The sequence below is a fragment of the Rhodoferax ferrireducens genome, from assembly GCF_003347515.1.
In the GTDB taxonomy this organism is placed as follows: Bacteria; Pseudomonadota; Gammaproteobacteria; order Burkholderiales; family Burkholderiaceae_C; genus Rhodoferax.
In genome coordinates, this window is record NZ_QEII01000313.1 from 70,673 (window position 1) to 92,912 (window position 22,240).

Annotated in this window: 19 protein-coding genes; all 19 read right to left on the minus strand. The window is 60.4% G+C overall.

Annotated features, from left to right (window positions below):
• Nucleotides 1–4: 4 nt before the first annotated feature.
• Nucleotides 5–916 (minus strand): ABC transporter permease, encoded by a 912-nt coding sequence (locus tag C5P05_RS26020; protein ID WP_114972771.1) that lies wholly within the window; start codon nucleotides 914–916, stop codon nucleotides 5–7.
• A complete protein-coding gene (locus C5P05_RS26025) occupies nucleotides 897–2,180 on the minus strand; it encodes an ABC transporter substrate-binding protein (protein ID WP_114972772.1) in 1,284 nt (427 codons plus the stop codon). Before C5P05_RS26025 ends, C5P05_RS26020 begins: the two co-directional genes overlap by 20 nt.
• 81 nt (nucleotides 2,181–2,261) lie before the next feature.
• Nucleotides 2,262–3,338, minus strand: coding sequence for an ABC transporter ATP-binding protein (locus tag C5P05_RS26030; RefSeq protein WP_114972773.1), 1,077 nt, complete (start codon nucleotides 3,336–3,338; stop codon nucleotides 2,262–2,264).
• A gap of 193 nt (nucleotides 3,339–3,531) precedes the next feature.
• On the minus strand, nucleotides 3,532–3,729 hold the full coding sequence (locus C5P05_RS26035; RefSeq protein ID WP_114972774.1) for a YgaP family membrane protein: 198 nt from the start codon (nucleotides 3,727–3,729) through the stop codon (nucleotides 3,532–3,534).
• A gap of 118 nt (nucleotides 3,730–3,847) precedes the next feature.
• On the minus strand, nucleotides 3,848–4,507 hold the full coding sequence (locus C5P05_RS26040) for a Crp/Fnr family transcriptional regulator (protein ID WP_114972775.1): 660 nt from the start codon (nucleotides 4,505–4,507) through the stop codon (nucleotides 3,848–3,850).
• Nucleotides 4,508–4,594: 87 nt separating this feature from the next.
• On the minus strand, nucleotides 4,595–5,902 hold the full coding sequence (locus C5P05_RS26045; protein WP_114972776.1) for a biosynthetic peptidoglycan transglycosylase: 1,308 nt from the start codon (nucleotides 5,900–5,902) through the stop codon (nucleotides 4,595–4,597).
• Nucleotides 5,899–6,453: a hypothetical protein gene (locus tag C5P05_RS26050; protein ID WP_198674871.1), complete on the minus strand. Its 555-nt coding sequence runs from the start codon at nucleotides 6,451–6,453 to the stop codon at nucleotides 5,899–5,901. The genes C5P05_RS26045 and C5P05_RS26050 overlap by 4 nt, the downstream gene beginning before the upstream one ends.
• Nucleotides 6,446–7,345 (minus strand): exosortase Q, encoded by a 900-nt coding sequence (gene xrtQ / locus C5P05_RS26055; protein ID WP_114972778.1) that lies wholly within the window; start codon nucleotides 7,343–7,345, stop codon nucleotides 6,446–6,448. Before xrtQ ends, C5P05_RS26050 begins: the two co-directional genes overlap by 8 nt.
• A gap of 2 nt (nucleotides 7,346–7,347) precedes the next feature.
• Complete coding sequence (locus tag C5P05_RS26060; protein ID WP_114972779.1) at nucleotides 7,348–9,432, minus strand: VIT and vWA domain-containing protein; 2,085 nt, start codon at nucleotides 9,430–9,432, stop codon at nucleotides 7,348–7,350.
• Between the two features lie 171 nt (nucleotides 9,433–9,603).
• On the minus strand, nucleotides 9,604–9,813 hold the full coding sequence (locus C5P05_RS26065) for a hypothetical protein (RefSeq protein ID WP_114972780.1): 210 nt from the start codon (nucleotides 9,811–9,813) through the stop codon (nucleotides 9,604–9,606).
• A 144-nt stretch (nucleotides 9,814–9,957) separates the two neighbouring features.
• Nucleotides 9,958–11,082 carry an HNH endonuclease gene (locus tag C5P05_RS26070; RefSeq protein WP_114972781.1) on the minus strand — a complete coding sequence of 375 codons (1,125 nt, stop codon included), beginning with the start codon at nucleotides 11,080–11,082 and terminating at the stop codon, nucleotides 9,958–9,960.
• Complete coding sequence (locus tag C5P05_RS26075) at nucleotides 11,082–12,893, minus strand: restriction system-associated AAA family ATPase (protein WP_114972782.1); 1,812 nt, start codon at nucleotides 12,891–12,893, stop codon at nucleotides 11,082–11,084. Before C5P05_RS26075 ends, C5P05_RS26070 begins: the two co-directional genes overlap by 1 nt.
• 3 nt (nucleotides 12,894–12,896) lie before the next feature.
• On the minus strand, nucleotides 12,897–14,522 hold the full coding sequence (locus C5P05_RS26080) for a restriction endonuclease subunit S (RefSeq protein ID WP_114972783.1): 1,626 nt from the start codon (nucleotides 14,520–14,522) through the stop codon (nucleotides 12,897–12,899).
• Nucleotides 14,519–16,225, minus strand: a complete 1,707-nt coding sequence (locus tag C5P05_RS26085) for a type I restriction-modification system subunit M (RefSeq protein WP_114972784.1) — start codon at nucleotides 16,223–16,225, stop codon at nucleotides 14,519–14,521. Before C5P05_RS26085 ends, C5P05_RS26080 begins: the two co-directional genes overlap by 4 nt.
• A 23-nt stretch (nucleotides 16,226–16,248) precedes the next feature.
• Nucleotides 16,249–17,112 carry a DNA damage-inducible protein D gene (dinD, locus tag C5P05_RS26090; RefSeq protein WP_114972785.1) on the minus strand — a complete coding sequence of 288 codons (864 nt, stop codon included), beginning with the start codon at nucleotides 17,110–17,112 and terminating at the stop codon, nucleotides 16,249–16,251.
• A gap of 34 nt (nucleotides 17,113–17,146) precedes the next feature.
• Nucleotides 17,147–19,945, minus strand: coding sequence for a DEAD/DEAH box helicase family protein (locus C5P05_RS26095; RefSeq protein ID WP_114972786.1), 2,799 nt, complete (start codon nucleotides 19,943–19,945; stop codon nucleotides 17,147–17,149).
• Nucleotides 19,942–20,175 carry a helix-turn-helix domain-containing protein gene (locus C5P05_RS26100; RefSeq protein WP_114972787.1) on the minus strand — a complete coding sequence of 78 codons (234 nt, stop codon included), beginning with the start codon at nucleotides 20,173–20,175 and terminating at the stop codon, nucleotides 19,942–19,944. Before C5P05_RS26100 ends, C5P05_RS26095 begins: the two co-directional genes overlap by 4 nt.
• Nucleotides 20,176–20,451: 276 nt before the next feature.
• Nucleotides 20,452–21,906 (minus strand): two-component system sensor histidine kinase CreC, encoded by a 1,455-nt coding sequence (creC, locus tag C5P05_RS26105; RefSeq protein WP_114972788.1) that lies wholly within the window; start codon nucleotides 21,904–21,906, stop codon nucleotides 20,452–20,454.
• On the minus strand, nucleotides 21,903–22,240 hold a 338-nt coding region (locus tag C5P05_RS26110), incomplete at its 5' end, for a winged helix-turn-helix domain-containing protein (RefSeq protein WP_198674872.1). The genes C5P05_RS26110 and creC, both read right to left, overlap by 4 nt.

A 22,240-nucleotide genomic window follows, 5' to 3' on the forward strand; every position in this document is an offset into this window, starting at 1 on the left:
CGGTTCAGAGCTCCTTGCGGATGTCGACCAGCCGGGTCAGCGCCCAGATGATCATCAGCACAATGCTCAGCAGGATCACGGCATTGGCCGCGGCCAGCGGAAACTGCAGGTACGAGGTCTGCACCTGGATGATCTTGCCGATGGAGGCAATCTGCTGCCCGCCCATCACGCCGATGGTGACGAAATCGCCCATCACGATGGTGATGACGAAGATCGAACCGATGATGATGCCGGTGCGGCACAAAGGCACGATCACGTTCCACAGTGTTTGCCAGCTTGATGCGCCGCTGTCGCTGGCCGCCTCAAGCAGACTGCGGTCGATGCGCATCATGGAATTGAAGATGGGCACGATCATGAACATGGTGTACAGGTGCACAAAAGCCAGCACCACGGAAAAATCGGAGAACAGTAGCCACTCGACCGGTGTGTCCACCGCGCCCAGACCGAGCAGGCTCTGGTTCACCAGCCCGTTGCGCCCCAAGAGCGGCACCCAGGAGATCATGCGGATCACATTCGAGGTCCAGAACGGAATCGTGCACAACACAAACAGCAGGGTCTGCACGCCGCTGGAGCGCACATGAAAAGCGAGGAAATACGAGACCGCAAAGCCGGTCAGCAAGGTGATCAGCCAGACCAGAAAGCTGAACTTGAAGGTGGACAGGTAGGTCTTGAAAGTGACGCACAGCTCGCCCGTGTTGCCGCAGCCGTCGAAGATGGCGAGGTAGTTCTTGAAGGTGAAGCCGGGCAGCAGCTCGTACTCGTTGAAGTCCCAAAAGCTGACCATCAGGATCAGCGCCAGCGGGATCAGGAAGAACAGCACGAAAACCGCCGTCAGCGGCGCCGCCTGCCACCAGGCCGCAAGAGTGCGGCCCGGCGCCCGCGTGGCGACCGTATTTTTAGGCCGCGACAAACTCATTCCATTTCTGGACCATGTAGTTGTTCTCGTCCATCACGGCGTTCCAGCAAGCGATGCCGCCCATGCGCGATTCATAGCTGCCGCCGTCGCGGATCTGACCGGCCTTGGCCAGCACGTCGCCGCCGGGGCTCTTAATGTCCTGGCTGGCCGGTTTGCCTTCCATCCAGTAGGCCCACTCGTAGGCTTCCATCTTGGACTTGGCGGTGTCGAGCACGGCGCTGTAATAGCCCTGGCGGTTCAGGTAGGCACCGGCCCAGCCGTCCAGGAACCAGTTGATGAATTCGTAGGCGCCGTCCAGCTTGCGCCCCGACAAGGTGGCGGGCAGGCCAAAGCCGGCGGCCCAGGCGCGATAGCCTTCTTTCAGCGGCTGGAAGTTGCAGGCAATGCCCTTGGTGCGCACCGCCGTCACGGCAGGGCTCCACATCGACTGGATCACGACTTCGCCCGAGGCCATCAGGTTGACCGACTCGTTGAAGTCTTTCCACAGGCTGCGGAACTGGCCTTGCTTTTTGGCTTCGATCAGGGTCTTGATGGTCAGGTCAATTTCCTTCTTCGTCATGTTGCCCTTGTCGGGGTATTTGTAGAGGCCCATGGCTTCCACCACCATGGCCGCGTCCATGATGCCGATGGAAGGAATATTCAGAATCGCAGCCTTGCCCTTGAACTCGGGGTTGAGCAACTCGGCCCACGAGCTGATCGGGCGCTTGATCAGGTCGGGGCGGATGCCCAGCGTGTCGGCGTTGTACACGGTGGGGATGAGTGACATGAACTGGGTCGGTGTCTTGGAAAACACCTTGGACTTCTCGCCCTCCAGATAAATCACCTTCTTGGGTGCCGTGCCCTGGTCGCCCACGGCCTTGCCCGCCACCATGCCTGTCGTGAACAGCGGCGTGATCTTGTCGGCGTTCTTGATGCGCTTGACATCGATGCCTTTGAGGTTGCCGGTCGGCACGATTTTCTTCAGCGAGAAGTACTCGGTGTCGATCAAATCGAAGCTGTTGGGCGCGGTGACGGCGCGCTTGGTCACGTCATCGGTGGTGACGGCCACGTACTGGATTTTGATGCCGGTGTCTTTTTCAAACTTTTCGCCAATCGCCTTGTCCTGGTTCACGGCCGTGCCCAGGTAGCGCAAAACGATGGGCTCCGCAGAGTGCACCGCCGGAAACAGGCCGCTGGCCAGGATGCCGGCCGTGCCCTTGAGGAGGGTGCGACGCGGCAGGCTGGCGGCGCTGTCTTGAACGGGATCGATGAGAGAGTCAGACATGGTGAAAACTCCTTGGGGTGGGTGAAATCTTCTTGCGAAGGGGTTGAAAAAGAGGACTGCCGGCGCGCATTAGCGTGAAAGTTAGCTGGCCAGTGCCATGGCCGGGGCCGCGGGTTGAGGGAGCAGCCGATGGGCCGCTTCAGGCGCCCAGGACAGTTGCACGGCGTCGCCGAGGGCGTAAGGGCGTTGCGCAAATTGCGCTTCGGACAGCATCACCGTGAGCGCGGCCGTGCTGTGCGCCGTCTGCAGGGCGCCGGGGTATTGCAGGCCCAGCAGCACATAGGTGCCCTGGTATTCGATGTCGGTGATGACGGCACGCTGGTTGTGCGGGCTGTCCGGTGCCGCCTCGTGCCCGGGCGTGACCTGCATGTGGTCGGTGCGCACGCCGATCTTGCCGGCGGGGAGCTCCAGCACGTTGTGCCCGCCCATGAAACGCGCGACGAATTCGCTGGCCGGGCGGTTATAGATCTCGTGCGGCGAGCCCACCTGCTCGATCAGCCCCTGGTTCATGACCACCATGGTGTCGGCCAGCGCCATGGCTTCCTCTTGCGAATGGGTGACGTGGATGAAGGTCAGGCCCAGCATTTTTTGCCAGCGGCGCAACTCGGCCCGCATCTGGATACGCAGGAACGGGTCCAGCGCCGAGAGCGGCTCGTCCAGCAGCAGCACGCGCGGCTGGGTGATCAGCGCCCGGGCCAGCGCGACCCGCTGCTGCTGGCCGCCCGACAACTCGCCCGGCTTGCGCTGGGCCAGCGCGCCCATGGCGACCCGCTCCAGCAGATCCTGCGCCTTGGCCTGGCGCTCGTCTTTGGCCACGCCCTTCATCTTGAGACTGAAAGCCACGTTGTCCAGCGCCGAGAGATGCGGAAACAGCGCAAAGCTCTGGAACATCATGGCCGTACCGCGGGCGGCGGCGGGCAGGTCGGTGATGTTGCGGTTGTCCAGCAGGATGTCGCCGCTGCTCACCGACTCGTGGCCCGCGATCATGCGCAAGGTGGTGCTTTTGCCGCAGCCCGACGGACCCAGCAGGCAGCAATAAGTGCCACTGGCAATGCGCAGGTTGATGTTATCCACGGCAGGATGGCCCTGCGCGAAGCGCTTGATCAGCGCGATCAGTTCAATCGCCGCTGGTGGGGACTCAGGGATGGCAGCATTCATGCCGGGACCGAACGCAAAACCTGTGCCAGGTTTGTATACGGTCTAATCGCTTAATTGTGTACAAAGTTGCACAGGCTTGGTGCCGGACTGCCCGTGAAAGCGGGCAAAGCTGGTGCGCAGCCCTGTTTCAGGGAATGCGCCACGCCCATGACAAAGCGGCCCGCAGGCCGCTTTGTCGCTAAGCAGGCGCTTCTTAGCCTGATTTCTTCATGGAACAGGTGCTCCAGCCGAACAGGGCATAGGGCGGGCACCAGCCGATAAGCCCGGTGGCCAGCGGCACAATGCCCAGCCAGCCCCATACGCCGATGTTGCCGCTCAAAGTCAAGCCGATCAGCACCAGGCCAAGCACGATGCGCAAGATGCGGTCAATGCCGCCGACGTTTGATTTCATGGAAACTCCTTAAAGGATGGTGGATGGCTGGATTAAGCCCTTCATTCACCCCGGCGTCTGTGACAGAAGTCACGCAGAGTCGCCTTACATCGCCCGTGTCACTGTCAACCAAGCCGGTTCAAGCAGTCAGCGACGACGCCAGTTCCCGCAACGCCGGGCCGTTGACGATCTGGATTTGCTCGCGCCCCAGCGTCACCCAGCCTTCGCGCTCGAATCGGCGCAGCAGCCGGGTGACGATCTCGCGCACCGTGCCGAGTTCATCGGCCAGCGTCTGGTGCGTGATGGCCAGTGACTGGCCGTGGCCCAGCAAGGCGGCGGCCAGGCGCCGGTCGAGCTTGTGAAAAGCCACGGCGTCGATCAGGCTGGTGAGATCGGCCATGCGCTCGGCAAACAGGCCCAGCACCTCGTTGCGAAAGGCCGGGGTTTCCAGCCAGCGCGCAAAGATATCCGGTGGAATCAGCAGCAGGGTACTGGCCTTGGTGGTGACGCCATGGGCCGACAGCGGCTGGGTGCGAAACAGGCAGGCCGAGGACACCAGGCACAGCTCGCCCGGCACCACCCGGTACAGCTCCAGCGAGCGGCCGTCGCCCGAGCTGCGCGAGACCTTGACCTCGCCGTCGAGCACCAGCGGAAAGCCCTGGCAAGGCGTGTTCTCGCTGAATAACACCGTGCCGGCGGGCACCTGCATTGGCACTACCGCCGGATGCAAGGCCGCCAGGGATGGCTGCACTTGCGCCAGCGCGGGGTACAGCGATGCGGGGAAGTCAATCGAGGCCATCCGGGAGTCCTCCGATGCGGTGGGTTGGGTGATTTGAGGTATTTTAGGCCTCTAGCCCGCACAGAATGTGCGCAAGCAGCTATATTTTCAATAGCAATGGCGAATGGACCCGGCCTGCGCGCCAGGCGCTGGCCAGCTCACCGTGGCCAAATGCGCCACCAAGGCATCGCGCTGGCGGCGCGGCATGGGGCGCAGGCTGCTGGCTACCCATTGCGCGCGTGGCACGTTGATATGGCCTGTGGCCGCCCACCGGCTGGCCTCGGTGGCGGGCTGGTGCAGCATGGCCGCGAGCCAGACGGCTTGCCCGGCATCGAGTTCTTGTGCCCGAACGCCGAAGTAGTGGCGTGCGGCGGCGTCGGCACCGCACAGGCCTTGACCCCACGGCGCGTGGTCCAGGTACAGGGACAGGATGCGGGCCTTGCCCAGCGTCTGCTCCATCTCTACGGCATACAGCAGTTCGCGCAGCTTGCGCACGGGCGTGCGTTCGCCGCCGGTCACCAGCAGGCGTGCAAGTTGTTGCGACAGGGTGCTGGCGCCGCGTTCGATCCGGCCTGTGCGCTGGTTCAGCGCGAATGAGGCGGCCAGTTCCACCAGGTCAAAGCCCGTGTGCTCGAAGAAGCGCTGGTCTTCCGCCGCGATGACGGCGCGGGCGAGTGGGCCGTCCACGCCCAGGCGGCTCTTGCGCAAGTTTGCGCCGCAGCTGCTGCGCGCCCCGGCCAGCGCCCCGGTGTTCAGGCCCTGCACGGCAAAGCCCTGCACGCGGGGTGTGAGGGTGATGAGGTTGTCGGGCAGTGTCATGCTGGCGCTGAGCCCGAATACGCCGTCAATGCGGGCGTGTTCCACCTCCGGGATGACGCTGGCAAACAGGGCATAGCCCTCGCGAATGGGCGTCAACGGCAGCTCCACCTGCAGGTTCAGCGAGCGGGGTGCGAGGGTGCCGTGCCAGCTCGCAAGCACCTGACCGGCCGACAGCGTGCCGTCGAGCAGCTTGCCCCGGCGCCGCACGGACAGTTGCGCCTGCGCGATGTGCAAAACCTCGCCGCCCCAACCTCCCGAGGCCACGGTGCAGGGCTGGCATTGCAGGCTCAGCATTTGCCTCCCGGCCTGCCAACGCAGGTGTACTGTGCCCAGGCGCGTGGGCAACTGGCGGCCAGCCAGCAGCGGCCCCACCCAGGGCGTGGTGGCCAGCCAGATCAGCGAGGGCACACCCACCTGCACCGTCACCGGTCCGGCGCGCACGCCGGTGGCCCATTCGCCGGGCGCGGGTTTAAGGATGGCTTTCACCATGAAGAAAAAAGCCAGTCCGGTCAGGGCCAGGACGAGGCTCGCCAGGCCGAGCAGGCGAAACGCGGTAAGGGCGGCACGGGCAGCGCGGGCACGGCGCAGGGTGGTCATAACGCGCTGGCCACCGTCGTGGCCTGCCACGGGCCGCTCGACTGCCCCGCCAGCGCCGCCCAGTACCAGGCCGAGGTGTCGGTAAAGGTCTGGCCTTGGGCATCCTCGATGTGTTCGCATACGCGCAAGCGCTGGCCGGCGCGTTCGGCGACGAAGCAGCGCCACAGGGCGCGGCCGGCGATGGCTTCGAGCTTTTCGTGGCTGATGCGGTAGCCCAGGCCTTTGTAGCAATCGGTGGCAGGGTGCAGCATGCGGGTAGGCTTGCGCACCGTGCGCAAGACCAGCACCTGCTCGCCATCGGTCAGGCGGGCGACGGTGCCGGGAAAGCGGCGCGCAAACCGGTGCTCCACCTCGCTCAGCGCCAGGGGCCGCAAGGCCACACCGTTCCATTGGGCAGGCAGTTCCGCGCTGGCCGGAGTGCTGGCGTTCAGGGCGTAGTCGGTCCCTTGGGCGGTACGCGTTTGCGCCACGCCCCACAGGGCGCACAGGGGCAAAAGCGCGAGCCACAAGGTTTTGTGCAACACGCGGTTGAGAAAGAGGTTGTCAAACATACGCATGCTGCTCTCCGCTGTGGCGCTCATGGCCATTGCGCCCCCCATCTCGCCCCATCACCCAGCCGATGCCGCCGCAGACCGCCGCCAGCACCACCAGGCCGACGGCGTCATGCGCCCAGGCGGGCAGTTGCCAATCGGCCGCCTGCGCCGCCACCAGCACGGTGTTGCGCAACACATTGCCGGTGAGCACCAGCACGCTCACGGCCGGCAGGCGCATCAGGAAGCGGCGGTTGCTGAAGTGCGCGTGGCGATGGGCGGCGCCGCCATGCAGCGCCACCACGCAGGCCGTGAAGTAACCCAGCCACACCATCTGCACGCCGGAACAAGGCGCGTCCACGATGACCAGCTGGCCGTTGACCAACAGGCTGCTGCCGCTGCGGGCCACGTCGTGCTGCAGCGCCAGCAGCCAGCGGCTGGCCTCGGCGGTGAGCACGCGCAACGGGTAGCCGGCATAGAACTGCAGCGAGGCCAAGAGCGGCAATGACAAGACCGACAAGCCCAGCACCGGTGCCGTGGCCACGCGCGGCGGCAGAAAAGCCACCAGGCCTGCCGCGAGTGCCAACAACGCGATGAGGGCGCCGGCCAGCGGCGGCAGCGACTCCCGCAGCACCGTGGCGGCCACCGCGCCCGCCAGGGCCAGCGCCAGCCACCTCAAGCGCGGGGCGGGGCGCAGCAGCTGGCGTTGCCGCCACACCAGCACGCCGAGCGCGGCCAGGGCCAGCAGACCCAGCGGGTCATCGGAGCCATCGCGCATGCGCTGGCCCATCCACCACCAGGTAGGCCAGAGCGCAGCGGCCAGCAGGGCCAGCCAGAGCCACTCGGGCGCGGTGTCGACGCGCACGCCGAAGCGCACGAAGCGCGGTATTTGCAAGAGACGGGGCAGCGCCATGATCAGGCCGTGAAACGGTGGGGGTTGTGGCGGCGGGCGCGCCGCGCCAGCAAGGCCAGCACCGACAGCAGCACGAGGACGGCGCCCCAGGTGGCGGGCTCGGGCGTGCTGGGCACTTCCGCACCCACCGCCAGGTTGCCCACGCCCTGCGGCAGCGGCGAGGGCTGGTTCACGCTGGTGCTGTCCTGCGGCGCCGGGTTGCGCACCACCTGATCCACCGCAACAAAACTGGTGTACTGGGTGAGCAGCGTGTATTGCAGGCCCAGCTCGGTGATGCGTTGGCGCAAGGCGTCGCCCCCGTCGAGTGACTCCTGGTCCGACAGGCTGGCAATGCGGTGACGTGCCCACAGGTGGCGCAGGGCAGCAGTGCTGCTGGCGCTGCCTGTCGTCTGGTTCAAAGGCAGGATTTGACGGAAGGGGCCGTTCGCGGTCTGGCCTTCCACCACCAGGTTGCCGCGCGCTTCGCCGCGCCACTTGCCGAACACGATGACGGGACGCTCGCCCAGCACATCGGGCAGGTGCTGCGGCTCCACGTCGTACACATCAAGCTCGTCAAAGCGCGCTTTCACATTGGTGAGCACCGGCGACTCGATCATCTTGCGAAAGCGGGCCGCTTGGGCGGCGGCTTCAGACGGCTGGGTGATGATGAAGGGCTCGCCCATGCCGGCGCGCGCCAGGCCTTCCATCAGGTGGCGGTTGACCGAGGCGCCGATGCCGAAGGAAAACAGATTGGCCTGCGAGAGGTTTTTGCGCACCAGGTCAAAGGCTTCGCGCTCGACCGTTACAAAGCCGTCGGTCACCACCACCACGGTGCGCGACACATCGGCCGCCTTGGGCTCGGCGTAGACGCGCTTGAGGGCGGGGATCAACTCGGTTCCGCCGCCACCGCCCATCTCGTCGATGGTGCGGATGGCCTGCTCGATGTTGGCGCCGGTGGCCGGCACCGAGTGCGGACTCAGGAAGCGGTTGCTGCCCGAAAACAGCAACACGTTGAAGGTGTCGCTGGAACGCAGATTGCCGATCAGCTCGCGCAGCACGGTCTTGGCGGTGTCCAGCGGAAAGCCATGCATGGAGCCCGAAATGTCGACCACGAAGATGTAGTCGCGAGGCGAGATGGCGCTGGCGGGCAAGGCCTTGGGCGGCTCGATCATGGCGAGGAAAAAGTTTTCGTCACCGCCCTTGTAGAGCATGACGCCCGATTCAATGCGATCACCCGCCAAACGGTAATCGAGGATGAAGTCGCGGTTGTTGGCCGGCGTGGCGGTGTTTTTCAGACTGACCACGGCTGTGTCCCCGTCTTGCCTGGAGGTGCTGATGTCATGCGAGGAGGAGCGCACCTCCTTGATGCCGATGGGCGTGTTCAAGGCCACGCGGATGTCGAAAGCGGCCGGGGACGCCACGCCCGCCCGCAGGGTGGGCTGGCTCACCCACGGCGCCTGCGCCTGGGCGGATTGCGCGCTGTTGTAGCGCGGGCCGACCACCGTGGGAAACACAAACTGGTAGTTGCCGCTGGTGGGCACCAACAGCTCGGTGTAGTGCAGCTCAACCTTCACGTCGTCGCCGGGCAGGATGTTGGCCACGTTCATCTGGAATACGTTGGGTAGGTGCTGCTCCAGCAGCGCAGCGGTTTTGCCTTCTTTCTTGGCGTTGTCGTATTCGAGGCGGGCCTGGTTCTTTTCGCGGATGTTGGCCGTGATCAAGCGGTCGGCCAGGCGCACGTTCATGCCATGCACGGCGGCCCGGGTGGAGCCGGGGAACACGTACTTCGCCTCGATCGCGCGCTGGCCTTCATTCTTGTAGCGCTGCGTGACCGTCACGTCGGCGATCACGCCCGAGATGCGCACGTCCACCTGGGTGGATTTCAGCGGCAAGGGGTCCAGTGCCGGGTCGCCGTTCTGGACGAAGAAGTACGGGCTCTCGGTTTTCAGGCGCGGGGCGTCGCGGTCCTGCGCCTGCGCGGGCTGGGCGACAAGTGCCACGAAACAGGCGGCCGAGAGGCTGGTGACGGCCACCCAGACCCAGCGGGCCAGCCGGGGCGGTGGCGCGGTGGCGCTGATCTGAGGGGCCAAAGGGAAGGCGAGTGCCATGATGCTTTCTCCGGAACATGCGTGCGAGAGTGCACGGTGTCCCGAGCATCGAGGGCTTGTGAGAAGACATTTCGAAGCGCCGCAGCGCTGTGTGAAACCCGCGTGAAGTCTGCGTGAAGATGAAGGCCCTCACGCTGGCCACTGCGTGTGCTGCGCCGCCCCCGAGGGGGCTCAATCCTTGAGGCTCACCCCCAGGACATTCAGCTTTTTTGCATACGAATCCCTGCGTTTGGCTGCCTTTGCAGCGGTTTCGACGGCCGTCTGAATGGCCTTGGGTCCCTTTTTTCCAACAGCTTTGATCAATCCGAATTTGTGAGCAGCATCGACCTCCGCCCTCCTGAAAGTGGCGATGAGTTCGGCATGGGCAATGGATTGATTCACAAGGACCTCATTGTTTAAAGCGCTATTTTCTGCGCTTTTTCGCGGTGATAGCTCTTGAAGTCGAGATGACGCCAAAGGGTTGCGATAGATAGGAAAACTCTGATCCGACGGTGCTATTACGAATGAGTTTGCTGCTGCCGTTCGTTATGGCGCGGCTCCTCCTTTTGCGATTGGCTCGAACAATCCCACCGTTTTGCAGCCTTGAAGGAAACTATTTTTGAGGAAATTGGCATTGGCATAGGGCGATTTTTCGGTGTGCCGGCCCACATCTCGCAAATACGCATCAGGTGTTTTTCCCTCTGCACCAGCGGTTTTGTCACTCCAGCGCCACTCATCAAGCACTTCGACAAGCCAAGCTTTGCCATCGCCGCCGAGCAGTTTTCCTCGATACCGTTCTACGATTCCGTACACGTCCTTCCAGGTAGCAATTTTTTCGTCGAGGGTCGCAGGACCAAATTGCAGGCTGATGTCGGTCGGCGTCAATTTTTCGATATCCGAATGTTGCAAGGTCACTTGCAGTTCGATGGCGTAGGGTGTTGCCGTGTAGGGATAAAAGACTGTGCGACGCTTAGCTGTACCGGCCGGGTCTTTCGGTGTATAGGCTAGATCTTTGCTGGTCTTGTAGCTACTGTTGCAATGGTGGCAGGCTGGGACGAGGTTCTTGAAGTTGATGGAATTAAATGGGTAGAGCGACTTCGGTAGGTAATGGTCGTAGGCTTCGCGCTTCGTGTGGTATTCGCCCAGCAGATCATTGATGCCGCAGAAAGGGCATTTGCCGGCGTTGTTGGTGGTCACAAAGGCTTGATAGTGGTCGTTGATGTCACCAATCTTGGCCCGTAGTGCCGCAAGGTCTAACAGCGATTGCGAATACAGCCCCTTGAAAAATACAGCCAGTTGTTCATTGAGGTCCTTGTGCGCGACGGCGACGTCGGCGTAGCGGGCGAGTTGTACCGTCGGGTCATTGGCGCACACCTGTTCCAGATCGTTATTGCCTTGGTACCACTGCTGAAACTGGCTGACCTGTGCTGCGTTTAGCACCGAAAACAGACCGTAGATACGATCCACGTGGCCATAGAAAAATTCGGCGCCCTTGCTGTCATCCCATAGGAACACCTCCATCACTTCACGCAACTCCGCATTAGCGTCGAACAGGTTCAGGTCAAACGGGCCGCTTGCCGGTGCCTTGCACCACACCTCGTGAAAAATAAAGTCGATGAAGGTCTGCATCTTCTCCATCTGATGCGGCACGTAGGTGTAGGGAAACAGCATCAGCCCTGCGCCTCCTGATCGCGACGTTCAGCTTTGTCGAGAATGGCCTTGATCAGCAACACCTTTTCCACCGAGTCACCCAGTTGCAGATGAATCTCGTCGATAAGCGTGTCTGGATTTTCGTCGCCCTGCTCAAACCGTGCGCGCAAGCCGTCGAGGATCGCCTGCGCGTGACCGCCGATGGTTTCACGTTTGCCAAAGGTGCTCATAGTGATCTTGTTAATCGAGGCGCCCAGCGTGTTGTAGTCCGGGTGGCTGATGCTGACAGCGCCGCTGGCCTTGTCCTTTTCGAACACCAGTACCTTGTCTGGTTTGCTGTCCGAGATCAGGAATGGCGAGTGCGTGGTGATCAGCATCTCCTGGCTGACTCCTTCGCGCCCTTGCAAACAGGTATTCAAACGGGTGATGAAACTGGCGCGCCAGTCGGGGTTGAAGTGCGTTTCCGGCTCATCAAACAGGAACAGGCTGTTGGTGTCACGAAATAGCAGGCAAAGGCCCAGGCTGTGCAGCAGCTGGTGCTCTCCATCGGACAGGCCCTTGAGCATAATCGGCTGAGCTAGCCCCCGCTTGCTGAAACGAACGAACTTGAAACGCATCACACACTCGTCAGACGCCAAGATCGGCACCGTTTTGCTCACATAGTGACTGTCAGATCGATACAAATCTGCCTTGAGGGTATCGCTTACCGTGTAGAGATTCAGCGTCAGCAGCACCTGGAAGGTTTGAAACAGCGCACGGGGGTTGCGGTCAAAACTCTCTTGAAAAGCCTGCCGGGTCGCATCATTGACCCAATAGTCCAGCACCAGAGTGTCGGTCGCCTCATCGTGAAACTCCAGCGTGGCGCAGCGTCGCAACGCATCTAGGGCGCGCGAAGAGGTTTTCAGCCTGTCAGGGTCATGCTCCTCCAGCAGGTTCAGCACATTCAGGCGATAGCGCCCCGTCTCTTCGTCCAAAGACACCACCGGACGATTTGCTTGGAACGCTTCCTCAGTCGAAAGGCTGGCGCGCTCGATCGGCGCCATGAAGGGGCGCGCCTGCACCTCATCAAGCAGAACGCTTCGGCGAAGCACGATGCGAAATTCCTTCAGTGCCTCAATGCCAATGTCTTGAGTGAATGCCTCCAGCCGCCCGCCCTCGGCAAAGAGCAGGTTGCACAGCAGAATGGCCTGACTGAAACCGCTGTCGAGGTAGGCGAGGCGAGTTTCAGGGCGGCCAGGGTAAGCCTGGCTATCGCGCAGACTGGTCCAGTACTCGTCGAACTGCACAAAGCGCATCTTGAAGAACGGCAGGCTCAGAATCTCGTTCTCGCCGGACGAGTAGCCCAGCACGTACTCCGGCAACAGGAACTCCCGGTGCTGCTCTGTGCATAGTCCTCCATCGACCAAGCCGTCGACACGCGAGCCAAAACCCTCGGGGTTCAGCCAGAACATCTGCGGCGAGCCATCCAGCTTCTTCTCCACACGAACGTGCGCATACCGCAAGGCATCTTGCAAGGACTGAAACGGCAGAAAGATCAGGTACTCCAACTCAAATGCACGCGGCGCGCCCAGGTCGTCCAGCTCAGCCAAAGCCTCGGGCAAAAAGCTACGCCGCACACGCTGCACCTCCAATTGGTAGAAGATGGCCGCCAGTGCCTCCAGCAGGTTCGACTTACCGCTGCCATTGGGGCCGGCGCAGACGAAGGGCGCGAACGCTGTGGGCTGCCCCAGTTCCTCCTGGAGTGCCCATTCAGTACGGAAGTGGTGCTCAAATCCACATGGCAGGCTGCGAAAACCTGCCGGGTCGGTGATCTTCAGGCGTAGCAGCTTCATTGCCTACCAAGTGCCCCATTCGGCCGACTGACTCGTGAGCGCGACCCGATTGCGGTCGTCATCAAAGGTTTGAAGCAGCTCGCCAGCGTCAAGAGCCTTGAAGACCAACGCCTTCAGCACGTCGTAATCTGCCAACGACAGCATAGGAGATTCGTCCTCTTCTTCCTCTACCTCCGCGTGCAAAGGAGCTGTTTGCAGGGCCTGCCAAGCATCTTCCAGCATCTGGGCAGAGCGCAGGCCGGTAGCTGGCGGAGTGTTCGCAAGGTACCGCCGGAACCACTGGGCCAACAACACGTCGCGAGCTAGCGGCTCTGCCGATTGCACCAACTGGCGGACAAGCTCCGTCGGTGTTATCACCTCGGCGCTCGGCATTGGCGCGTCAACGGGCATTGGTTGCGTGACCTCTTTGGGTAGTGAGACGCGCAACAAATCCAGCTCGCCTTTGAACGCATTCTGGCTCAGCACGCCATAAAGGACTTCTAGGTCAGCGAGGCTTTTTTGATAGCGAGATTTCAGCTGATCGACGCGCGCATGTATTTCGGCAAAACGGTTTTGCAGGCCAATCGGTGGGCGCTTGATCTTGGTCTCTTTGATGATGCCCAGGTTGAGGCCGCTCATGATTGCCCCTCGATTCTTGCTGGCGAACTGGGTTAAAACAAACGGGCTGGAGTGAATGGAATAGGACAAAAACAGCGGGTTGGCAACTTCTCGATTCAACGTAATTGCAGCAAGATGCTTGGTATTGATGGCGACAGGAATATCGTCAGGGATTACCGCCGAACGACCGATGGTTCCCATGATGGTGACAATCACGTCGCCCGAAAAGATTCGATAGCTCTGGAGCTCCTGATACTTCTCGTTGGAAATGAAGCGGCGTTCGCCCCAGGCAAATCGATTCTGTACAGCGTTGTCTATGCCTAGCACCGCTACATCGCCTTCTGAGGTGAACTCACTGTGCAGCAAATTGGAGCCGAATGGCCCCGTTCGCATCGCGCCTTTGTGCTTGGCCGCCAGCTCACGAATTTCTACCAGTGGCCAAATTTCATAGTCGGGGCTCGTCGGCCCAAACATCTCCAGAAACACGCTCTTGAGCAGATCATCGAGTTGTTGCAGGTGTTGTTTGCGCTGGGCGAGCAGCCCTTCCACCTTGCCGAGCAGATGGGCAATGCGGATTTGGTCGTTGAGGGTTGGGAGGGGGATTTCGTGACTTTCAATCCATTTTGAACTTAGGTTTAGCTGAGCAACGCCATTTGAGTTTTTAATAGCCTCACGCTCAAAATTATCCGAATTTAAATACTGGAATAAATACTTTTCATTTATTTCTTCAGATGACGGACGAATTAGCCCCACTCGTTGATTTAAAACGGCTGGCAGGTGTTGAGGTTGAATTACCCCAACGCGACCAACGTTACCCGTCAAAGAAATGAGAATATCGCCTGTGCCAAGTTTGAAGCCATTTGCTTTGTCAGCTATTTCCTGCGGGATAAATTTTGGAGCATTGTCTACAACAAGCCCTTTTTGAACGTTAGTAATGCGCATGACACGATAGCCATGGCTAACATAATCGTCGCTCTTGAAGGCAAATCCATTCGATACCTTACAAAGGCTTGATAGTTTCTCCTTCCTCATCCGATTAACTCTCTCAGCTCCAGCAACTCGCGCACGATGCCGCTCCGCACCTTGACCAATTCCACCTCGTCCACATCACCCACCTCGGCCTGAATCAACCGATCCAGAATCACGCCCGGCGCGTCGTAGTGCACTTCTTCAAACACATCGGTTTTATAGCGGGAGATCGAGAGGTCGTAGTTGTTCTTTTCATCCGCGATCTCGGTGCGCGGCACCATGAAGTACTTGGCGGTGCGGTCGGTGTCGGTGGCCGGGTTGCGGGCGTGATACATGGCGATGATGTCTTGCAAATCGCCGTTGCCGTCCTGCTTGCTGCGTTTGTCGTCCAGCGAATAACCGTCGGCGGCCATCTCGTAGAACCAGACGTTTTCGGTGGCGGGTTGAGTCATCTTGTCTTTCGCCCCCCAGACCTTGGTGAACAGCAGGATGGCGGTGCTGACGCCGGCATAGGGTTTGAACACGCCGCTGGGCAGAGTTACCACGGCTTTCAGGTCGCAACGCTCCACCAGCAACTGGCGCAGTGTCTTGAACGCGCCGCCGGAACCAAACAGCACGCCTTGCGGCACGATGACGCAGGCGGTGCCGCCTTTTTTGAGCAGACGGTAAATGTTTTCAACAAACAGCAGTTCGGTCTTGGTGGTGCCAAGTTGCAGGTTTTCGTTGATGTCGCCCTTATCGATGCTGCCGGTAAAGGGCGGGTTGGCCATCACGATGTTGTATTCCGCTTCCTCGGTGTAGCTCTTGGAGAGGGTGTCTTTGTAGTCGATGTGGGGCTCGTCGATGCCGTGCATCATCAGGTTCATCAGGCCGAGGCGCACCATGGTGGCGTCTATGTCATATCCCCACAATGAACTGGAAAGAATGGCCTGGGCTTTTTCGGTGAGTGCCGCAGCGACCGAGGTGCGCACGAAGCCGTCTTCATCGGGCGTGAGGTTCGTTGTGCCCGCCTTGATGGCGAGTTGCGTGACGATGTACTGGTACGCCCCGAGCAAGAAGCCGCCGGAGCCGCAGGCCGGATCGGCAATTTTGTGGCCCAGTTGCGGCTGCACCAAATCGGCCATCAGCTTGATGATGTGGCGCGGGGTGCGGAACTGGCCGTTTTTGCCAGCGGTGGCAATCTCGGACAGCAGCATTTCATACACATCGCCCTGGATGTCCTGGAAGGCCTGGCCATTCTCCCGCGAGTCGCGTTCCATCACCTCGAAAATTTCGTCGATGGTTTTCACCGCTTCCACCAGCAGTGCTGGTTTGGGGATGATGAATACCGCGTTCTTCATGTGATGGGTGAAATTGGACTCGGCGCCGTTCAGGTCTTTGAGGAACGGGAACACCTTGCCCTGCACATGCTGCAACATGTCTTCGGCCTGCATGTGCTTGAATTCGCTCCAGCGCAATGTGCGCTTTTCGATTTCGTACATCCTGGCGTCGGCGTGGCGTTTGTCGGTTTCTTTCTGGGTGTCGTCTTCCCTCGCTTTGGCGCGATACTCGGGCGGAATCCATTTGCCTTCAAACTTGGACGTGTACTTTTCGCCCGTGAATTCGGCATCGGCCTGTTTTTTCTGATCCAGCTCATCCAGCCGCTTCATGAAAAGCAGGTAGGTGATCTGCTCGATGGCGGTGAGCGGGTTGCTGATGCCACCGCTCCAGAATTTGTTCCAGAGTTGGTCGATCTTGTTTTTGAGTTCGGGGTTGTTTTGCAGCATGGTGATGGTCTTTAGCTCTCGGCTTATTCTTCGTTTTTCGGTGCAGGCAGTGCTCCCGACTGTTGGACGAGCTTCTTTTCCTCGGCTTTGACCCGCCGCTCCAGCTTCTTGATGTCTTCTTCGGGCGGGAGTTGTTCCGGCTTGATGCCTCGCTGGCCCAGCATGTCGCGCACGCTCTCGTTGTTTTGCACGTGCTCTCGGATGATGGCCTGTTCTCCCAGCAGGTCATCGTGGCCGACGTTGTGATTGGTAATTTCGGTCGCCAGGTTCTTGGCGGCAATGGTCAGCGTAGGCAGAAAGTCGGCCAGAGGGCGGGTCTTGGTGATGCCAAAACGGTCTTTCATCGCCTGGGTGGTATGACCACCGAAGAGCGCGGCATCTCCCCTGGAGCGGATACGTCCGAATCCGGCATCGTCGACGCCGCGTTCGTAAATATTCTGCGAAAGCGCTTTTTCCGACTCGCGCAGGCGCTCGCGGGCATCCAGCCGGGCCTGCAGGCGCATGCGATCTTCGATCAGTTCCTGCTTGCGCGTCTGGATGGCAAAGTAGCTTTGGGCAAAGGCGATGGGTTCCTTGCGCGGGTCGCCGTTCTGGGCGATGAGGTAACAGGCATAACGGGTGAGCATGAAATCGTCTACGGGCCGTTGCCCCCCCTTGCCGATCTCGATCATTTTCGTGACGCCACGAAAATGATCCCCCGCCGCGTATCCCGTTGTTTCGCATGATTCGATAGCGCGCTTGATGGCGGTCTGGAAGTTTTCCCAGCGGGCATAGCCAAGCGGCTCCATCAGATCGCGGGCAAACCAGAATTCGACGCCTTCCTCTGGGCTGGTATGGCTTAACGCATCGAAATGGCTTTTCATCAGTTGTATGGCTTTTGATTCCATGGTGCTCCCTTGTCTTTTCTGTTTTGTTCCGTTATTACGCGGCCAAGCGTTCGGTGAGTTGCAGGATTTCATTGATTTCAGCCGGGCTGAAAACGCCGCGTATGCCCTGCGGATGGATGACCGTAAAGGGCGTGTTGATGAGGTCTCGTTTTTCCACCTTTTCGCGCTCGACAATGAAATTTTTCAGCAAGCCGAGAAACTCCAACTGGCGACCGTTAAGGGTGGTGTGCGCGCGGATGAATCGATCAAAGGCAGCGCTGACGGTATCGGGAAAGCTTTGCAGTACCTCGATGCCGAGAATGTGACGGATAAACTGGATGAAATGCGCTTTGCGGTTTTTGTAGACCTGGCGCAGCAGGGCTTCAGTGATGTGAGGGTGCTCTTCATGCAGCAACTCTGCCAGTTCGTTGGCTTCGTCGGGCGTGACCTTTTCCCCACCCTTGATTTTCTGCAGCACGGTGTTGTGCTCGGTCAGCTCTACGATCAACGCCTCGACCATTTCACGGTAACGGCTGACACTCACGGCCTCGTGCTGCGGGCCGAATTCCACCCATTCTTTCTTGTGAAGTTCATCCGCCAGATCAAGATGCATTTGGTCTTGGCCGGTGGTTGGTTCGCGAAACTTCATCAGTGGACCGAGTTTTGCCGCGAGCTCGTCGAAGGTGTCTTCGTCGGCCTTGGCCCAATAGTGCGTGGTTTGCGCCGCTCGGATCAGCGCCTCTTCCTGTTTCACAAAGCTGACTGACAGTGGCAGCTCGCTGATTTGCTCCACGATACCTTCCTTGAGGGTGTCGGCTTGTTCCTTGTCTTCATTGAGCAGGGCGAGGGAGTATTCCAGCAGGTCACGTTCAAACCGCATGGCTTTGAAGTCGGATTCAGAAACGGTGCGGAACAGCGGCTTGATTTCGGCGCGCAGGAATTCGAGTTTCTGGTGCGTGAGGCTGATCCAGAAGTCTTCTTCTTCCAGCCGCGCTAATGCTGCTGCAGCCTCCTTGATCACCACGGATTCTTTGGGGAGCGTGGCAATCTGCAGGCGGAGCTTGGCGATTTCACGCGCGGCGATATCGGCATGACCGCTGTCGTTGGCCTTCTCGATCTTGTCGAGCCGAAGGCCTACCAGACGCACGGGCAGCGGCAATTGCGGCTTTAGCTCTTTGCCCTTGGGGTTCAGCTTGAAGTAATCGAAGTTGTCCCAGCAATCGAGAATCAAGAACACGTCCTTGTCGGTGCACCAGGGCTTGGGTTTGCTGGTTTCTAGCAAGCGAGTGCCGCGCCCGACCATCTGCCAGAACTTGGTGTAGGAATAGACCGGCTTGGCGAACACGAGGTTGACGATTTCGCGCACATCGATACCGGTGTCGAGCATGTCGACGCTGATGGCAACGCGCGGCATATCATTGTTGGTGAATTGATCGAGCAGGCCGCCTTTACCATAGACGCGCGGATCGTCAGATACGAGCACTTTGGCCAACTCGCCTTTGTGTTGCGGGTAGAGCTTGTCGAAAATTTCTTCCATCCGCCGGGCGTGCGCCTTGGTGGCGCAGAAGAAGATGGTCTTGCCGGGCAACACACCGTTGGCGTCCTTGATGGATTCCTCCATGAACTCCCTGACAATCAAGGCATTGGTGCCCTTGTTGATCACCTGCTTTTCCAACTGCGAGCCTTCGAAATTGATTTCTTCAACCTCTTTGCCTTGCAGGATCAGCTTTTTCTGATCGTCCAATGAGATGGTGCGCTTGCTGATGCCCTCCATCTGGAACTTGGTCTGAATTTTCATGACCTGAAAATTGCAGAGGTAAGGTGGCACGTTGTTCACGGCCTCTTCATAGGTGTAGGCAAAGGTCGGCAGGCCATCTTCGCAATGGAAGAGCCGGAAGGTGTTGTGATCGATGATGTCCGTAGGCGTGGCCGTCAGACCCAGCGTGATGGCTTTGAAATAGTCCAGCACTTCACCGTAAGTGTTGTAGATAGAGCGATGGCTTTCATCGACCACGATGAAATCAAAAAAATGGGGCGAGAGGCCCTGGGACTCCCCGCGAATGATGTTGAGCATCGTCGGGTAGGTGGCAACGTAGATGCGACGGTCTTTGGCAATCAGCTTTTCGCCAACATTGGGCCAGCGCGGTTCGTTGGGCAGATGCTCTTTGAAGGCGGTCAGCGCCTGCTCGCGCAGTGCGATACGGTCCACCAGGAACAGGATTTTCTCGGCATGGCCAGCGCGCATCAATGCATCCGCCATGGCAATACAGGTGCGGGTTTTGCCAGTGCCGGTGGCCATGACTAGCAAAAAATCGCGCTTCTGTTGTTCGATGCCTTCCAGTACCGCACGAATGGCGCGAATCTGGTAGTCACGCCCGGCAATCGACGTGTTGATGAACTCTTGGGTAAGCGGCTTGCGGTTGCGACGGATGTAGGCGAAGCGCTCCAAATCATCTCTCGTCGGGAAACCAACGACCTTGCGCGGCGGGTAGCTTCCCAGGTCCCAGAAATGTGTTTCGAGTCCGTTGGTGTAGAAGCAGAATGGCAACTCGCCGCCGAGTTGAGTCTGAATGTTGTAGCAATATTGTTTGGCCTGCTCGCGGCCAATGGCGGCGTCCTGGCTGGACTTCTTGGCCTCAACAACGGCGAGGGGTTTGCGATCCTTGCCCAGCAACACGTAATCACTGAATTGGTGGCCTTCGTAGGGTGTGCGGGGCTCCGCAACACCTGGTGGCAACGCGGTCAGAATGTCGAATTCTTCGATAACCTGCGTGGGGTCTTTGACATTCCAGCCGGACTGCGCGAGATGCTGGTCAATGAGCTCTGAACGGGTTTGTGCCTCGGTTTTGCTCATGCTTTATCTGCCTCTGGCTCAGCTGCGTGATCCACGCTTTTGCGTTCAGAATCTTCATCCGCGCCACCCACACGCACCCACTCATCAACTTCGGACAACTGGAATTTCCACAATCGCCCGATCTTGTGCGCAGGCAGGCCCTTGCGCTCGCGCCAGCGATAGACGGTGTCTTTCACCACGCCCAAGTGCTGAGCAACTTGTTCGGCTGTGACCCACGGTTCGGTGTTCATGGCATTGGCACTCAGGCAGTGACCTTTATAGTCGTCTTAAATCGTTGAAAGTCTAACAGGGTCGTGACTTAATGATCATAAGTAGTAATGAGGCAGTCGAGGATTGGTTCGACACCCATACGCGTCGCACAGGAGCCGCGCAGGGGATGAAGCATTGTGTAAGTGGCCCATGTCCGCAGTCTGCAATTGATGCTGCAAATGACAGCCCCATCTCGCAGTGGCCGACTGCTTTGGGTCTTTGGTCGGCCCGGTGGGGAATTGCGACCCCCGCAAGAGTCAAGCGGGTGCCCGCGGCAGGGCGAGGATCGCGGCGGTGCCTGGACCTTCCTCTTCAGAACGGTTATGCAGTTCAATGCGCCCATGGTGCAGCGCTGCAATTTCCTTGACGAAGGAGAGCCCCAGGCCGGTGCTTTTTTTCTGCGAATGGGGCCGGGCCAGCGAGTAGAACTTCTCGAACACCTTGTCTTGCGCATAGCCGGGTATGCCGCAGCCCTGGTCGCGCACGGCAATCAGCGCATGGCGCCGCTGCCCCGTGAGCGACAGCTGCACCACGCTGCCTTCAGGCGAAAAATCGAGGGCGTTGTCCAGCAGGTTGCTGAGGGCGCGGCGCAGCAAAAATGGATCGCCTTCCACCACGACGTCAGCCGGCGCGTTCAATTCAATGCGTATGCGCCGCTGGGCTGCCGCGCCCTGGGTGGCGCCTGCCAGTTCTTCGAGCAGGGGCCGCAGAGCCACGGGCTGCACGCGCTCCAACACCCGGCGGGTCTCCAGTGCGGTGAGTTCCATCATGCGGTCGACCATCTCCTGAATGCGCTGGGTTTCGCGCTGGATATTGGCCAGGAAGCGCTGGCGCTGGGCTTCGGGCATGGGCTCTTGCAGGAGCTCGGCCGCGCCCCGGATGGCCGACAAAGGGCTTTTGACTTCATGGGTCAGCGTCTGCACATAGTCGGCCACGTAGTTGCGCCCGGCCAGCGCGTCGCGCATCTCGTCATAGGCCGCGCCGAGCACATCCATGGCGCGCCGCCCCATGCGCGGCAGGCTGAAACGCTGTTGCGAGCGCACGTAGCGCACATAGTCGCGGATCAGCCCGAAGGGCCGCACCAGCCACACCGAGACCATCACCACCAGCACCAGCACGGCGAGCATGGACACGAGACCGACATAGATTATCTTTTCGCGGGCGGCCGACACGAACTGGCCAAAACTATGCACCGGCTTGCCCACCGTCACGGTGCCGATGATCTCGCCATTGCCGTCCTGGGCCCAGCGCACCGGCGCGCCCACGTACATCACCGAGCTGTCGGGTTCGCCCGCCACGTCGGGTGTGGTGCGCGCGCCGTAGTCGCCCTTGAGGGCCATGCGCACGTCGCGCCACTGCGAAAAGTCGGCGCCCAGCGCCTGGCCGGTGGAGTCGAACACCACCTGCCCGCTGCGGTCGGTCACGTAGGCGCGCAACTCGACGCGGGTTTTGGTGACGCTGAAGATGCGGGCGTCGAACCGGCGGGCATACAGCGACTTGAACACCGGCTCCAGGCGCGCCGTGTCGAGCGCGCCGTCGCGCACATCCTGCTCGATCAGGCTGGCCAGCAACTGCGAGGTTTCCACCAGCGATTCTTCGGCCGATTCGCGGTAGCGCGGGTCCAGGTCGGCCACCACGCGGTAGAGCATGAAGGCGATGCCGGCCGTGTAAATGAACAGGATGCCGATGAAGATGCGGGTGCGTTTGCTCACGGTGCGGCGGGCAAATCTTCGCTCAGGGCGTAGCCCGTGCCGCGCAGCGTGCGGATGGGCTCGGCGCCGGGGGCGATCGCCTTGAGCTTGGCGCGCAAGGTTTTGATGTGCGCGTCCACCGTGCGGTCAAAACTGTCGCTGGTGTCATCCCACACCTTGCGCAACAAATCATCGCGCGTGAACACACGCCCGGGGCGCTGCACGAGGAGACGCAGAATGCCGTACTCGTAGCGCGACAGCTCCAGCACGCGTCCATAGAAGCGGATCTGGTAGCGCTCTTCGTCCAGCGCGAACGGCTGTGTCGCGGGCCTGTCCAGCGGTGCCGGGGCGGGGG